Genomic DNA, 14,938 nt, shown 5'->3' with positions numbered 1-14,938 from the left:
ACTGTCATCGGACTGCCACCAATGGCATAAAATGTAAGGGTCTATGTGTAGCTGACAGCGACTATTAAGCCTGAGCAAACCGAGTCACCTGGAAGAATACCCGAATCATCCTATAAAAATATAGTGGGAGCGTGAGAACCCCTGCGCTTTAGCGAGGGGATGAAAAGCGACTCAACAGGATTTACCCTGTCGTATCCTGACTACAAAAAACTTATTGACAGGGCATTTCTGATTAGTTAGGATAAAAAAGCATCCACAAATATGGTGAAAAACCCAAAAGATGTTTTCCTTAAGTAGCCACACAGCTAGATTTATTTTTAGCCGAGGTGGGTAGGGCATTTTGACTGTGCCACAACGATATTATTTATTCAAATTTTTAAATAAAATCGTAAACTTTGCCTAGCGTGTCTTCAGACCGCGTAGCAACATCAGTTTAGAATCCCCTGTGATTCTATCCAGGGGAGAAGTCAAATAGTGGATATTTCTACAGTCCCATGACAGAGATTAACTCGGAACTAAAACATATAGAAGAACTACGCCAGTTGTTGCAACAAGCTAGTTATGCTTATTATGTCCTAGATGCACCAATTATGGAGGATGCGATCTATGACCAACTATATCGAGAATTGTATGAACTAGAAACTAACTATCCTGAGTTACTGACCCCAGATAGTCCCACCCAGCGCGTGGGTGAGAAACCAGCGACCCACTTTACTTCTGTACGTCATCACATTCCCCTCTACAGTTTGGAGAATGCTTTTAATCTTGAGGAATTGCAAAGATGGGATAAACGTTGGCGACGACAAGCGCCAAATATACCAAATATAATAGATGGGGTAGAATACGTTGCAGAGTTAAAAATTGATGGTTCAGCTTTGGCTTTAACCTATGAAAACGGGGTTTTAGTCAGGGGTGTAACTCGTGGTGATGGGGTAGTGGGTGAAGACATTACCCAAAATGTGCGGACAATTCGCTCAATTCCCTTAAAGTTACATTTTGCTGGTTCCAAAAGTTTCAACCGGGTGGAAGTCCGGGGGGAGGCGTTTTTACCTTTGGAGGTATTTAAACAAATTAACGCCGAGAGGGAAAAATCAGGAGAGAGTTTATTTGCTAACCCCCGCAACGCTGCATCTGGTACACTCAGACAATTAGACTCCCGCATTGTCGCCCAGCGACGGTTAGATTTTTTCGCTTATACCTTGCACATTTCCGGTATGGATGATGCAAGTATTGCTAATACCCAATGGGAAGCTTTAGAGTTATTGGCAACTATGGGTTTTCCTGTTAATCCCAATCACAAACTCTGTGGTTCTATGGCTGAGGTAGCAGCATATTACCAATATTGGGATACAGAACGCCTAACTTTACCTTACATGACTGATGGGGTAGTAGTCAAGTTAAATCCTTTTAAGTTGCAAGAACACCTAGGATTTACCCAGAAGTTCCCCCGGTGGGCTATTGCTTTAAAGTATCCAGCAGAAGAAGCACCAACCAGGGTAGAAAATATTTCTGTGAATGTGGGACGCACGGGGGCGTTAACGCCTTTGGCTGAAATGCGCCCTGTAGAATTAGCGGGGACTACGGTTTCCCGTGCTACTTTACATAATAGCGATCGCATTGTGCAGTTAGATATCCGCATTGGGGATACTGTGATTGTGCGTAAAGCTGGGGAAATCATCCCAGAGGTGGTGCGGGTACTCCCAGAACTGCGCCCAGGGGATGCTCAACCTTTTATTATGCCTACCCATTGCCCAGTTTGTGGTCAACCGGTGGTCAGAGAGTCGGGGGAAGCGGTGACCCGCTGCGTTAATGCTTCCTGTCCCGCTATTCTCAAAGGGGAAATTGAACATTGGGTCAGTCGGGATGCTTTGGATATTAAAGGTCTGGGGGAGAAGTTAGTTTATCAACTGGTGGATAGGGGTTTAGTGGGTTCTGTCGCTGATTTATATGACTTGACAGAAAGTGATGTATGTGCATTAGCAAGGATGGGTAAAAAATCCGCAGAGAAATTAATCAAGGCGATCGCCCAATCGAAAAATCAACCCTGGTCTAGGGTATTATATGGTTTAGGTATCCGTCACGTGGGTAATGTCAATGCCCAATTATTAACTCAGAAGTACTCCACCGTAGAAAAGTTAGCCACAGCTAAACAATCGGAGATTGCTGGTATTTATGGTATTGGTGCGGAAATTGCCCAATCTGTATATCAATGGTTCCGCATTGATCCTAATCAATTGTTAATTACCCGGTTGCAATCCGCAGGGCTACAACTAGCGACTAGGGAAGAAACAAAAACAGTGACTCAGGTTAATTCCCAATTAGCTGGTAAAATCTTGGTAATTACCGGGACATTACCAACTTTAACACGAGATGAGGCTAAAGAGTTAATTCAAACAGCCGGGGGTAAGATAACTAATTCAGTCAGCAAAAAAACTGATTATCTGCTGGTGGGTGAAGATGCGGGTTCTAAGTTAGCAAAAGCAGAAGCTTTAGGAATTCCTCAGTTGACTGAATCCCAGTTGTTAGAGATATTGCAAACTTGACAATCCCCAGCAGTTAATTTATGCATCAAAGTTCCGGTCGTTGGCGTTTAGGTTTAGGATTATCGTTATTAACAGTCTGCTTATGGGGAATTTTACCGATCGCCCTGACTGTGAGTTTACGAGTTCTGGATGTCTATACTATTATATGGTTCCGCTTTTTGTTGTCCTTTGTAGTCCTAGCTGTATTGTTAGGATTGGGGGGTAAATTACCCGATTGGCAAAAATTGCGCTCTAGTTCAGGGATATTATTAGCGATCGCCACCCTATTTTTAGGATTTAACTACCTGCTATTTATGCAAGGGTTAGCCTTAACCTCAGCTGGGAACGCTGAGGTTTTGATTCAATTAGCGCCCCTATTATTAAGTTTAGGTGGTTTGGTAATTTTCCGAGAGCGTTATACAGTGCATCAATGGCTAGGGGTGAGTATCCTCACTGCTGGATATATGATATTTTTCCATGAGCAACTGACTTTAATCACAGTCCAGGGAAGATATATTCTTGGTAGTGGTTTAATAGTTATAGGAGCAGCAGCATGGGCTATTTACGCCCTATGCCAAAAACAACTCTTAAACTCCCTGTCCTCTGCTCAAATCATGGTGATTATATATGGGGGATGTGCTGTATTATTCACCCCCTTTGCTGAACCCGGAAAAATTATCACCTTGAGTAGTTCCCAATTATTAGTTTTACTGTTTTGTGGTTTAAATACCCTCATCGCCTATGGTGCTTTTGCGGAATCATTACAACATTGGCCAGCATCAAGAGTTAGTGCGGTGTTAGCTATCGCCCCGATTATTACCTTAATTGCCGTTGCCACCGTATCAACAGTGTACCCTACTGTGATGCCCACAGAACATTTAACTGTAATTGGCATATTAGGTGCACTGTTAGTGGTAACTGGTTCAGTGGCGATCGCCCTAGGTAAAGCCAATTAGATTAATTATATTATATATGAGCTTACAAAATTTACCCTTAGAGGGGTTTCTGAATTTAAATAAACCCTATGACTGGACATCTCACGACTGCGTAGCGCGGGTGCGAAAACTTCTGCGACTCAAACGTGTGGGACACGGGGGGACATTAGACCCTGCTGCGACGGGTGTTTTACCCATCGCCTTGGGTAAAGCTACCAGGTTATTACAATATCTCCCAGAAAATAAAGCCTACACAGCCACCATCCGCTTAGGGGTGCAGACCACAACGGATGATTTACAGGGTGAAGTCATTACCTGTGAACCTTGTCCAGGGTTAACATTGACTCAAGTTACCAAAGAACTGGCACAATTTCAAGGTAAAATTGAGCAAATCCCGCCAATTTATAGCGCCATCCAAGTTGATGGTAAACGGCTGTACGACTTAGCACGCCAAGGTAAAACCGTGGAAGTACCTAAACGGACAGTAGAAATTTTTCATACAGAAATTTTAGATTGGCGATCGGGGGATTTTCCCGAATTGGATGTAGCGATCGCCTGTGGTAGTGGTACATATATTAGAGCCATTGCTCGCGACCTAGGCGCTATCCTAGGAACTGGTGGGACTCTCGCCGCTTTACGCCGTACTGAAAGTAGTGGTTTTAACCTCCAATCTAGTCTCAGCTTCAGTGACCTAGAAACACAACTACAAACAGGGACATTTAACCCCACCCCTCCCGATGTGCCTTTACAACATTTACCCTCAGTTACATTACCTACCATTTCCGCTCTCAAATGGTGTCAGGGGCAAAAAATCCCCCTCACTGGCGATTTTTCCGGTATAGCCAGAGTGTACAATCAGGAAACCTGCTTTCTGGGTATAGGAAAACTAGAGGATAGTCTGTTAGTACCGGCCACAGTAGTCACTCCCAAGTAGCTGCATCCTTTAATACAGCCGGAATTTCCCCTTGGGATAGGGGAAACTCTAACAAAGTTTCCTTGTAACCCAAATATCCAGACTCAGCAAAAGATAACAGCATTCGGGACAGAGCTAACCATACTTCTGGTTCATACTCCCAGTCACGATCACGGGAAGCTCGACCAGCAATTGAACGTAAAGACCAAAAATAAGAATTCCTCACCACAGAACCACCTTTTTTAAAAGCTGGTAAGTCATCGTGGTGAATCAGGAGGATTGTATTTTCAATTTTGGCTCTCATTCAGCCATGATAGTTGATAACGAGGTGGGATTAATTAATGTTGGGTTGAATTTCCTGCAGTTGGGGTTCCACATTCCCAAACTCTTGCGGGGAGGCCATTGCAGCTTTGGGAATTTCGATGACTGGGTGATTTAAGGCCACCATCAGGGGAGAAACAGCAGCTATAACCTGGATACTGTCTTCTGTAGACCCTGTTGGTTGTGTTTGCACCAATTGTGGTGTGTTCAGTTCACCACCGGGTAGGAAAGTAGATACAGCACCCAGAATACAAGCCGCCACAGCTCCTCCCATCCCCAGCACCAGACGGGAAGGACGGCGCACACCCTCGAACACCTGGTTAGCCGTTACTTCTGGAGACTGATGGACTGGCGGTACTGGTATATTCCGCATACCTTCCCGGAGATTTAGTAACCTGGTATACAGACGCTGGACACAGGCATCCTTTGCCAGCCATTCTTCTACTTGTCTACTTTCGGCAGCTGTTACCTCTCCATCGAGGTAAGCGCTGAGTAACTCAAAGCGATCGCGCTTTACCATGTCCATAGCACCCCTTGAGTCCTTATTACTGTAACCTGTTTTATTTGAAACATCTTGAAGATTTCGCCACAGGTCACGGTCATCAAATGAAGAATTATTTTTCATTGTAGCATTATGACCAATTCATGTGCGGGCAAAAGCATAGAAAAATCACCAATCAATTCATCAACAAAAGGCTTCTGTTCAAAATTATTACACAATCCTTAAAGTTGGCCATGAGCCAAGACACAGATTGATTGACAGGTCTGGCCAGTGATGGGGATGAGAGCTTCATCCCTTCTTGTTAATTCAATAAATCCAAAAGCCGACATAGACCCTCACAGCCAAAGACAGGGATCTGAGGAGATGACTTGTGACTTTTACCATAGCTTACCATTTTGTCAATTAAGCATCTAGATAGTTTTGTAACTGAGTTTGTAATTTAGCTCTAGCTCTAGCGATTCTGGATTTCACAGTTCCCAAAGAAACACCGGTAATTTCTGCAATTTCTTCATATGCCAGACCTTCGATTTCTCTGAGAACAATAGTAGTACGAAACACCTCTGGTAAATCGGCGATCGCGTCTCGCAGTTGCTCGTAAAACTCCCTAGTCGTCAGTGCTTCCTCAGGTCCTGGGGTATCTCCGGGAATATCCCAATCCATCTGGCCGTCCTGTAGGGTACGGGGAGCATCCAATGACAACGGAGTACCTACCCGCTTACGTTTACGCAACTCGTCATAAAACAAATTAGTAGCAATCCGACTTAACCAACCCCGAAACTTGACTGGGTCTTGTAATCGGTTAATATTTCGATAGACTCGAATCCAGACTTCTTGAGCCAAATCAGCCCTGTCACCCCAATCTGGAGCCAGGTGATATAAAATTCGCTCAACTTGATTTTGATAGCGGCGCAATAGCTCTGCAAAAGCAGCCCGATCTGGACGCAGTCCGGTTTGACAGCGTAAAATCAGATCGTGATTAGAGAGTTTGTCAAGCACTGATGCTTCTGAGTATCTGGCATCCACAGTTGACCAGGATACAGTAATCGATTGGCTCATAGATCGTACTGAACTTTAAATCATCCCCACCTATTAGACAACCTAATGGGCGCAATGTTCCAGCTAACAGTGACGGTTCTGTGACTGGTACATGGCAGGATCTCACATTAGGGATATTAACAGATCCATTCCTAGGTTGTTTGCGAAATTTGGATGCTTTCTTTTGTAGCTCTGGTGAAGCCCAGTTCTGTTAATATAGTCGAATCTCCAAAAAAACTAATTTTTTACCATAATTTTTTGGATGTTTATGGGTATGATACATGGATACAAGTATAAATTTCACTAAAAACCTTGACAAACATGAGTATGTCAACAGAGAACAGATAAGTGCTAATAAATTATTGATAATTTGGGACATACTCAAAAACCAATTAGTCCACTTAGTCCACTGAATATGTTCAAAATCCACAATTAGCAATGGCAATGGTAAGAAATGAATCTGTGACCCGTATAGTTATGTTGCTCTTTTTTGGCACAGCCATCTTATCACTGGCTGTCCATTGGCGGCTGACAACAATTCACAGCCCCTTGGAGCCTGCTTATGGGAGTATAAATGACACTGTACCGGGGAATAAATCCACTCAGCAGCCGGTTGTCCACAAGAGCGGAGTCACTTTCATATCAGATACACCCCGCAATACCACCGAAAATAATGATTCATTACTGAAAATACCATCAGTGCTTCCTGGACAAAGCCCCAATTCCCAGGGTTTATCTACACCAAAATCATCTGATCTAGAAGTAGTCGTAAGATTAAGCGATCGCCGTACCTATGTTTACCACACAGGTGAAGTCATAGCCAGTTACCCCATTGCCATAGGTAAGGAGGGTTGGGAGACCCCCACAGGTTCCTTCCGGGTCAGGGATATGGAAGAATATCCTATTTGGCAGCACCCTATCACCGGTAAAATATTTCCATCGGGTGCGGATAGTCCTTTGGGAGAGCGATGGATTGGTTTTTGGTCAGATGGACGCAATGAAATTGGTTTTCACGGCACTCCAGACACACATTTATTAGGGTCTGCCATTTCTCATGGGTGCTTAAGAATGCGGAATGAAGATGTGCGTTCATTATATACTAAGGTAACAATAGGCACACTTGTATCAGTGGTGCCATAGACCAATAAACCCGGTTGACTGCAAAACCGGGATAAATGAATCTAAATTGAAAAGAAAATTTTGCTCCTTTAATTGATACTACCAAACCGCCAAGGTGCAGGATCAACAGATTTGCCGTTGACATATAAACCCCAGTGCAAATGTGGACCTGTGGAAGCGCCGGTAGAACCCACTGTCCCAACTACTTGACCTGCTGTGACAAAATCACCCTCTTTAACCTTAATACTATTGAGGTGTAGTAAAATACTAGTTACTCCCTGCCCATGGTCAATACCAATGGTGTTACCATGAACTCGGAACCCTGCCGACACCGTACCTACCAAAGCAACTGTTCCAGCCGCCGGGGCCACCACTGGTGAACCCGTAGGACTAGCGTAGTCAACCCCACGATGGTAGTAATCTGCGGCAAATTCACCATTATAGTAACGCCGGACACCATAGATGGTAGTAATCCTCCCGGCATTAGGTTTGACCATGGGGCCATTCCAATGCTTTTGAGGGGTTTGTAGTGCTTTAAAAGCTGCTACACGCTGTAGTTCATGTTCTGTGGCTCTCACCCCAGCCCTTCCCGGTGGTAAATTAATCCGTTGTGTGGGGAAGGAGCGATTACGCAAATTGAGTGCCAAGTTTCGCTCTTGACCATCCCCGGAAACCTTCAGCGTTATAGTTCCAGGCCGATCTAATGGAGTTGTAGGAATCAAAGCCCGATATTTCTGAGAACTAATGGCAAATGCGGGGTAAGAAGTATCACCAACCACTACAGTGGGATTACTACCATCATCCCTATGATTGACGTTAATTACCACAGATATAGTATCACCCAGCTGAGGATTACTGGGAGTCACCTGTACTTCCAAAGCATGGACGGGTGAAGCCAAGATGACAACTAAAGCAAATGTCAAGATACCGATGAACTTGATGATCTGGCGGTGGGGTTTCCAGAATTTCCCACTCAAATAGGATAAGCGATAGTTTTTCACTAACATTGACAAACAAGAGGGCGTATACCATTATCGATCACCGCTGTGTTAAACCTACCCAAAATCAGGAAGGGGTATTAAATTGTTACCTTCACCCCAGAGGCGTTAACCAGCTTACCATCTTCCATCGGCACAATCCGGTCAGCAATGTCGAGAATGCGATGATCATGGGTAACCATAAGGATGGTAGAACCCTGTTCCTTGGCCAATTTGTGCATCAGGTTGACCACATCCCGACCCGATTGACTGTCAAGGGCTGCAGTGGGTTCATCTGCTAAAACTAGAGGGGGATGGCTGACCAAAGCCCGGGCGATCGCTACTCGTTGTTTTTGTCCTCCCGACAATTGGTCAGGATAATAATCAAGGTGATTCCCTAAACCCACCTGTTCCAAAATCACAGCCGAACGGTCTTGCATCTGTTCGGGTGTAATATCTCTGTGCAGTTCCAAGGCCATTCTCACATTTTGCAGTGCTGTCAAACTACCATGGAGATTGTGCCCTTGAAAAATATAACCGTTATCTCGTCGCGATCGCACTAATTCCTGGGTACTAGCGCCGCAAAGTTCCCGCTGCAAAACTTGCAAACTCCCAAACTGAGGGGAACGCAAACCACCGACCAAAGTCAGGAGAGTAGTTTTTCCCGAACCAGAAGGACCCGTCAACAGAATAATTTCACCTGCTTGAATCTCTAAATTAATATTAAATAAAACTTGCTTACGCAATGAACCTTGTCCAAAGTAGTGATCAAGATTGCGGATGGAAATGACTGGACGCATAGCAGTTTTAAATTTTACCTTTTATAATCCCCACTAAAACATATCCGCCGGGTCAGCAGAGCGTAGTTTACGAGTGGCGATCGCCCCAGAAATTGAACACATAATGATAGTTAAAACCAGCACCTGTAAAGCCCGGGCTACAGTCATATACATAGGCAGATTGGTAGCGGTACGAGTCATTTGGTAAAGTCCCAAAGACACTGCTAACCCTGGAACAAAGCCCAATGCTCCTAAAATCAGAGCTTGTTCAAACACTACAGTTAAAAAGTAGTAATTGCGATATCCCAAAGCCTTAAAAGTAGCATATTCCCTGACATGGGCATTGACATCAGTAGAAAGAACCTGATATACCAGGATTACACCCACCGCAAACCCCATGGATACACCTAAGCTAAAAATAAAGCCAATGGGGGAGTTGGTTCTCCAGAAATGGTTTTCAAATTCAATAAATTCTCCATGGGTCATCACCCTGACATCATCGCTCAGATAGGCTTGTAAAGCCCTTGCTACCTGTTTGCGGTCATAACCGGGTTTGACCTTGATCAAACCTAAACTAATATTGCTGGCTGGACGTCGAGAAAACAACCGTAAAAAGTTTTGATCACTGGTGATTAAGCTACCATCAGAACCAAAGGAAGCCCCGACGGTATATAAACCACTAATGGTAATAGTCCGCCCCTCTATTTCAGTAGTGACTTTTTCACCCTGGTTAATTTTGGCGATCGCCTGTTGGTAATCGCCCCGAGCATTCCGGTCAAATAAAACAGTATCAGGTAGCTTAATAGACTGTAATTGGCGATTCACCTCTGGTAAATCAAAAACTGGCTGATCTGGATTAAAACCGATGACTTGTACCGATGTCTGGCGGCGGGTTTGGGGATTCTTCCAAATAATATTATGAACATACATTGCTTGTGCTGATTCCACCCCCGGTATATCCATAGCTTGATAGAGGCGCCGCCGGGAAAATACCGGCATATTTTGCATACTACGGGCTTGGGGACTGGTTAAAACAATATCTGCTTGTAAACTGCGATGCAGTCTAGTGTTACTGTCATATAGCGCCGTCTGAAAGCCTATCTGCATGAACATCAAAACATCCGCAAAAGCAATCCCCGATAGTGCTACCAGCAAGCGGCTTTTTTCGTGACTCAGTTGTAGCCATCCGAGGGGGGTGCGTCGTCGCATTTGTTGGATGAGTCCCATCATAGGTTATGCTGAGTGGGGGTAAATAGGAAAGGGTGTTAAGAATTAGACAGCTGAATGACTGCCTTAACTTGCATATTTGTTAACTTGGCAGCCTTCTGACTGGAAGTTTCATCTAGTCGGATATAAACCTCAATGACTCTGTTATCAATATTACTTGTAGGGTCAGTATTAATCAGGTGTTGCCGCCGGACTTGTAAGCCAATCCGATCTACTACCCCTTGCAATTCAATGGGGAGGAAATTACCAAATACTTCTACTTTTTGCCCTGGATGAACTTTATTGATGTCGCTTTCGTACACCTCGGCCACTACATACATCTGGCTGGTTTGCCCAATGTCAGCAATACCATGACTGGAAATTAATTCCCCAGGACGGGAGTGGATCTCTAATATTTGCGCATCTTCAGGCGATCGCACATAAGCCTGCTGGAGATTGACTTGGGCCCGCTTCATCACTGCTATAGCCCGATTCACCTCGGCTTGGGCGGCTTCGATATCCACCTGTGGTACCTCAGTCATGCTATTAAGTGTTGCTTGGGCTGCGTTAATTTGTTGCTCACTAGTTAACTGAGTGCGAGTTAACTGTGTTTGTGCAGCTTGGAGGTTTTTCTGGGCTGTTTCTAGTTGTAAGCGCTTGCTATCCCTTTGGGAGGCTGATATTGCCCCTTGTTTATACAGTTCTTCATATCTTTGGTTTTCTACCGCCGCATTTGCCACTTCCCCCTGCCATCGAGCCACTGTGGTTTCTTGGGCTGCAATATCACCTTGGCGTTCTGCCTCTAAGCGAGCAATTATGGCTTGTTGTGCTACAATTTCCCCCCGTCTAGCACCTGCTTTGATGCGGTTTAAGTTGGCCTGTTCTACTCTAACCTGTTCCTGAGCCTCTTGCAAAGCCGCCAACAGGCGATCGCGGCTATCTAAAATCGCTATCACCTGCCTTGCTTTGACTGTGTCCCCCTCTGTGACTAACAGTTCTTCTACCCGACTTCCTTCCGGCAACATGGCAGCAGAAATTTTAATCACTTGTCCTTTGGGTTCGATCCGTCCTAGGGCTGTTACCGTTTTTAACTCAGGTGTTAGTGTCGCTGCTTTGGAATCATTTTGATTTAATTTATCCGGGAATTTTAATACCGTATAAACACTACTACCAATTACAGTTAAAGATACAATAATAGCTAGAAAAAAGGGCGGACGTAAAATCGGTGGGGAGGATATGGATCGATCTAGCTTTGAGTTTTGCACGATAGCATACCTTTTAAGCAATTCCAAATACACTGATTCAAATCAGAACAAATCAAATTTTGGTAAATGTCCCGCCTAACTCTCTTTTATCACTCACCAGAGAAAAAAATCTGATGCTCTCCCTGAATTTTGGACATAATCGGTTTTTCCGACTCCACTAACTGCAAATTTCCGGTGAGGTATTAGTCTGTTCACCAGAGTATAGATAGGTTATTTAGTGGTGATTACCTATATTTTGACTCTGTGAAACTAGGAATCGCTGCTATTGTTACATCATCCCCAGAATGAACTCTGGGTTACAAAACTACACCGTTTAGTTCTATAATAGAATTATACTAAACCGACTAGTTTAGTCAAGCTCTTAGCCACAAAAGTCTGCAAATATTGATAATCTTAAGGACTATTGGAAGATGGTACGCCCAAAAAATGGAGAAAATGACCGATCTAATTCAGTAGAGAAAATGGAAAAAATTCTGCAAGGGGCGATGCAAGAATTTTTAGCTCGGGGCTATGCAGCTGCGAGCATGGATAGGGTAGCAGAAGCAGCAGGAGTTTCTAAAGCCACAGTATACAGTTACTTCCAAGATAAAAAAGGATTATTTAAAGCATTAATCGAGAAACTAGCCAGAAAGAGGTTTTACTCTATATTGGGGTCCCAACCCTTACATGGAGAACCCTATGTTGTGCTGCGGCGGTTAGCAGTGACAGCCTTAGATCAGATGGTCAAAGATGAGGAATATCAGTCATTTGAACGCCTGTTAATGGGGGAGTCGGCGCGGTTTCCCGAGTTAGCCCAGGTTTTTATTTACAGCATCGCCAAACCAGCCATCGAGACCATCAGTAAATATTTAGCAGCTCACCCGGAATTAAAAATACCTGACCCAGAAGCCACAGCTAGAATTCTCATTGGCTCCTTAGTCCACTTCGTGACTACTCAAGAAATTATGCATGGTAAGGATATTATACCCATGGAAGGCGATCGCCTGATTGATGCCCTCACACACTTAATTGTCAACTGCGCCGAATAACCTGTTTTTTGTGTTTTTCTCCCTCTAGAGAAGGAACTCATCACAGCGATAATTTTTTAGATTGTTCTTAGTAGATGTATAAATTTTCCCCAAGGCCAAACATCATGACTAAGAAACTCAACAATCTAGATCAGCCAGTTAGTCACGACTATCAAGACAGCGTACCAACAGTCAAAGAAAGAAACTTAACCGCCAACCCAGGGGATGTTATAGACGAGTCCAAAACCCTAGAGGAAAAAGCCCAACAGATAGCCGTGAATGTGCCAGATATCACAGGAGACCAGATTACAGTCCCAACGTATTTTGTGGTAGAGTATCCTGATGGCACAAAAAAAGCACTCCACCATGTCAAAGACGCAGAAGAAATTTCTGATGTGATTCGCGCAGCAAGGCTAGATGAACATGGCGATCGCATTTGGTGGTAGTTTCTGTGTGGTACTAAAGAAGTAAAAACAGTGGATTTAGTTGTATAATTAGAAAAGGAAAATGTAAAAACTTTTTGTCTTTCAGCCGTGCAGCTTTTTAGCTTGAAAAAAATTAGGTTATTTAGCATCAAAATTGGTGATCAGTGGCCACCATAAGACTGCTCTAATGATTGCTTGTGTTGCATGATCATACAGCTTGTCTGAAGATAGACTACATCGGTTTGACAATAGAGCAGTTCTTTTAAATTTTCAACTTATGCAAACAGAAGTACGCGATGCGATCGCCCCGCAAGAAATAGAACGCCGGCGCAACTTTGCGATTATCTCTCACCCCGACGCGGGTAAAACCACACTCACCGAGAAACTCCTCCTCTACGGGGGAGCAATTCAACAAGCTGGCTCCGTCAAAGCTCGTCGTTCCCAACGCCACGCCACCTCAGACTGGATGGCCATGGAGCAACAAAGAGGGATTTCCATCACCTCCACAGTATTACAATTCGAGTATCAAAATTGTCTACTCAATCTTTTAGACACACCTGGACACCAAGATTTCAGTGAAGATACTTACAGAACCTTGGCAGCTGCGGATAATGCAGTCATGCTCATTGATGCAGCCAAGGGGCTAGAAACCCAAACCCGCAAATTATTTGAAGTTTGCCGACTGCGTTCTCTACCTATCTTTACATTTATTAATAAACTAGACCGTCCCAGTATGTCGCCGTTAGAACTCATTGATGAAATTGAGCGGGAATTGGGACTGTCAACCTATGTAATTAACTGGCCAATTGGCACAGGAGACCAATTTCAAGGGATTTTTGACCGTCAACACCAGCAAGTACATCTATTTCAAAAGAGTGGCGACCATGGTACAAGAAAAGCCACAGATACTATTATCGCCGCCAATGACCCCAGAATTGAGTCCCTTGTAGGTGAAAATTTGTATCACCAGCTGCAAGAAGAATTAGAAATTCTGGATAGTTTGGGACCGACCCTAGACCTAGAAGCAGTGCATCGAGGTCAAATGACCCCGGTGTTTTTTGGCAGTGCTATGAATAACTTTGGGGTAGAATTATTTCTCAAGTCCTTTTTAGAATATGGACTCAAACCCACCCCCCATGAAAGTAACAAGGGTAAAATTGACCCGACATATCCAGAGTTTTCTGGCTTTGTCTTCAAATTACAAGCTAACATGGACCCCAAACACCGCGATCGCATTGCCTTTTTAAGGGTGTGTTCTGGTAAATTTGAAAAAGATATGGTAGTTAACCATGCGCGCACAGGTAAAACAGTGCGCCTTTCCCACCCGCAGAAGTTATTCGCCCAAGAAAGAGACACAGTAGAGGTAGCATATCCAGGGGACGTGGTCGGTTTAAATAACCCAGGGACATTTGCCATTGGAGACACTGTTTACATAGGCGACAAGTTGATTTATCCCAGTATACCCTCCTTCTCCCCAGAACTATTTGCTTACTTGAGGAATGCCGACCCGACCAAATATAAGAATTTTAATAAAGGAGTAACAGAACTACAAGAAGAGGGAGCCGTACAAATTTTACACTCCACAGATGAAAGCAAACGTAACCCCATTTTAGCAGCCGTTGGTCAACTGCAGTTTGAGGTAGTGCAGTTTCGTCTAGTCAATGAGTACGGAGTGGAGACCTACCTAGAAGCTTTACCTTATTCAGTAGCGCGTTGGGTAACTGGAGGTTGGGATATTTTGGATAAAGTCGGGCGTTTATTTAACACCTTTGTGGTAAAAGACCGTTGGGAGCGTCCCGTACTGTTGTTTAAAAACCAGTGGAACTTAGACCAAGTTAAGGGAGACCACCCAGAACTAGAATTAAGTCCCATTGCGCTCCCTCCCACAACCGAGAAAGCCTGAAATTAAAGCTTTTTTTGAGATAGCCAAAC

14 protein-coding genes are annotated in these 14,938 nt (G+C 44.1%); 7 read left to right on the top strand and 7 right to left on the bottom strand.

Annotated elements, in window-relative coordinates; all coding sequences use genetic code 11:
• The first annotated feature begins 494 nt into the window (after positions 1-494).
• From ligA to truB, 3 genes are read left to right on the top strand one after another with little or no spacing between them, the layout of a single operon-like run.
• A complete protein-coding gene (gene ligA / locus IM676_RS06170; protein WP_200989398.1) occupies positions 495-2,543 on the top strand; it encodes an NAD-dependent DNA ligase LigA in 2,049 nt (682 codons plus the stop codon).
• Between the two features lie 20 nt (positions 2,544-2,563).
• Entirely contained in the window at positions 2,564-3,478 is a 915-nt protein-coding gene (locus IM676_RS06165; RefSeq protein ID WP_200989397.1) for a DMT family transporter, read from the top strand.
• Between the two features lie 16 nt (positions 3,479-3,494).
• Entirely contained in the window at positions 3,495-4,391 is an 897-nt protein-coding gene (gene truB / locus IM676_RS06160; protein WP_200989396.1) for a tRNA pseudouridine(55) synthase TruB, read from the top strand.
• Here the strand turns inward: truB and IM676_RS06155 are convergent.
• The 3 genes from IM676_RS06155 to IM676_RS06145 all read right to left on the bottom strand — a co-directional run bounded on the left by IM676_RS06155 (position 4,378) and on the right by IM676_RS06145 (position 6,249).
• Positions 4,378-4,674 carry a hypothetical protein gene (locus IM676_RS06155; RefSeq protein WP_200989395.1) on the bottom strand — a complete coding sequence of 99 codons (297 nt, stop codon included), beginning with the start codon at positions 4,672-4,674 and terminating at the stop codon, positions 4,378-4,380. The two genes, truB and IM676_RS06155, sit on opposite strands and share 14 nt — an antisense overlap.
• Before the next feature lie 30 nt (positions 4,675-4,704).
• The gene (locus tag IM676_RS06150) at positions 4,705-5,316 is read right to left on the bottom strand and encodes an anti-sigma factor family protein (protein WP_200989394.1); all 612 of its coding nucleotides are present in this window, start codon (positions 5,314-5,316) and stop codon (positions 4,705-4,707) included.
• Between the two features lie 279 nt (positions 5,317-5,595).
• A complete protein-coding gene (locus tag IM676_RS06145) occupies positions 5,596-6,249 on the bottom strand; it encodes a sigma-70 family RNA polymerase sigma factor (protein WP_200989393.1) in 654 nt (217 codons plus the stop codon).
• A 417-nt stretch (positions 6,250-6,666) separates the two neighbouring features.
• Between IM676_RS06145 and IM676_RS06140 the strand changes: the two genes are divergently transcribed.
• A complete protein-coding gene (locus IM676_RS06140) occupies positions 6,667-7,368 on the top strand; it encodes a L,D-transpeptidase (protein ID WP_200989392.1) in 702 nt (233 codons plus the stop codon).
• A 68-nt stretch (positions 7,369-7,436) separates the two neighbouring features.
• Here IM676_RS06140 and IM676_RS06135 read toward each other — a convergent pair whose 3' ends face one another.
• The 4 genes from IM676_RS06135 to IM676_RS06120 form a co-directional block, all read right to left on the bottom strand.
• Entirely contained in the window at positions 7,437-8,354 is a 918-nt protein-coding gene (locus tag IM676_RS06135) for a M23 family metallopeptidase (protein ID WP_200989391.1), read from the bottom strand.
• 71 nt (positions 8,355-8,425) lie between these two features.
• On the bottom strand, positions 8,426-9,124 hold the full coding sequence (locus IM676_RS06130) for a DevA family ABC transporter ATP-binding protein (protein WP_200989390.1): 699 nt from the start codon (positions 9,122-9,124) through the stop codon (positions 8,426-8,428).
• Positions 9,125-9,157: 33 nt separating this feature from the next.
• Positions 9,158-10,330 carry an ABC transporter permease DevC gene (devC, locus tag IM676_RS06125; protein WP_449658004.1) on the bottom strand — a complete coding sequence of 391 codons (1,173 nt, stop codon included), beginning with the start codon at positions 10,328-10,330 and terminating at the stop codon, positions 9,158-9,160.
• A 38-nt stretch (positions 10,331-10,368) separates the two neighbouring features.
• The gene (locus IM676_RS06120) at positions 10,369-11,574 is read right to left on the bottom strand and encodes an ABC exporter membrane fusion protein (protein WP_200989388.1); all 1,206 of its coding nucleotides are present in this window, start codon (positions 11,572-11,574) and stop codon (positions 10,369-10,371) included.
• A 410-nt stretch (positions 11,575-11,984) separates the two neighbouring features.
• Between IM676_RS06120 and IM676_RS06115 the strand changes: the two genes are divergently transcribed.
• The 3 genes from IM676_RS06115 (at position 11,985) to prfC (ending at position 14,909) form a co-directional block, all read left to right on the top strand.
• Positions 11,985-12,602, top strand: coding sequence for a TetR/AcrR family transcriptional regulator (locus IM676_RS06115; RefSeq protein WP_200989387.1), 618 nt, complete (start codon positions 11,985-11,987; stop codon positions 12,600-12,602).
• Positions 12,603-12,706: 104 nt separating this feature from the next.
• The gene (locus IM676_RS06110; RefSeq protein ID WP_200989386.1) at positions 12,707-13,027 is read left to right on the top strand and encodes a hypothetical protein; all 321 of its coding nucleotides are present in this window, start codon (positions 12,707-12,709) and stop codon (positions 13,025-13,027) included.
• 256 nt (positions 13,028-13,283) lie between these two features.
• Entirely contained in the window at positions 13,284-14,909 is a 1,626-nt protein-coding gene (prfC, locus tag IM676_RS06105) for a peptide chain release factor 3 (RefSeq protein WP_200989385.1), read from the top strand.
• Positions 14,910-14,938: the final 29 nt, after the last annotated feature.

Source organism: Anabaenopsis elenkinii CCIBt3563, assembly GCF_015245355.1.
Lineage (GTDB): Bacteria > Cyanobacteriota > Cyanobacteriia > Cyanobacteriales > Nostocaceae > Anabaenopsis > Anabaenopsis elenkinii.
The sequence above is the reverse complement of the archived record's forward strand: the minus strand, read 5'-3'. Positions and strand labels throughout refer to the sequence as shown.

Bases quoted from the DNA above. Each gene is read 5' to 3' on its own strand.
- IM676_RS06115 (WP_200989387.1), top strand. From the start codon at position 11,985: ATGGTACGCCCAAAAAATGGAGAAAATGACCGATCTAATTCAGTAGAG.
- IM676_RS06150 (WP_200989394.1), bottom strand. From the start codon at position 5,316: ATGAAAAATAATTCTTCATTTGATGACCGTGACCTGTGGCGAAATCTT.
- IM676_RS06155 (WP_200989395.1), bottom strand. From the start codon at position 4,674: ATGAGAGCCAAAATTGAAAATACAATCCTCCTGATTCACCACGATGAC.
- IM676_RS06140 (WP_200989392.1), top strand. From the start codon at position 6,667: ATGGCAATGGTAAGAAATGAATCTGTGACCCGTATAGTTATGTTGCTC.
- IM676_RS06135 (WP_200989391.1), bottom strand. From the start codon at position 8,354: ATGTTAGTGAAAAACTATCGCTTATCCTATTTGAGTGGGAAATTCTGG.
- prfC (WP_200989385.1), top strand. From the start codon at position 13,284: ATGCAAACAGAAGTACGCGATGCGATCGCCCCGCAAGAAATAGAACGC.
- truB (WP_200989396.1), top strand. From the start codon at position 3,495: ATGAGCTTACAAAATTTACCCTTAGAGGGGTTTCTGAATTTAAATAAA.
- IM676_RS06145 (WP_200989393.1), bottom strand. From the start codon at position 6,249: ATGAGCCAATCGATTACTGTATCCTGGTCAACTGTGGATGCCAGATAC.
- IM676_RS06165 (WP_200989397.1), top strand. From the start codon at position 2,564: ATGCATCAAAGTTCCGGTCGTTGGCGTTTAGGTTTAGGATTATCGTTA.
- IM676_RS06110 (WP_200989386.1), top strand. From the start codon at position 12,707: ATGACTAAGAAACTCAACAATCTAGATCAGCCAGTTAGTCACGACTAT.
- IM676_RS06130 (WP_200989390.1), bottom strand. From the start codon at position 9,124: ATGCGTCCAGTCATTTCCATCCGCAATCTTGATCACTACTTTGGACAA.
- devC (WP_449658004.1), bottom strand. From the start codon at position 10,330: ATGGGACTCATCCAACAAATGCGACGACGCACCCCCCTCGGATGGCTA.
- ligA (WP_200989398.1), top strand. From the start codon at position 495: ATGACAGAGATTAACTCGGAACTAAAACATATAGAAGAACTACGCCAG.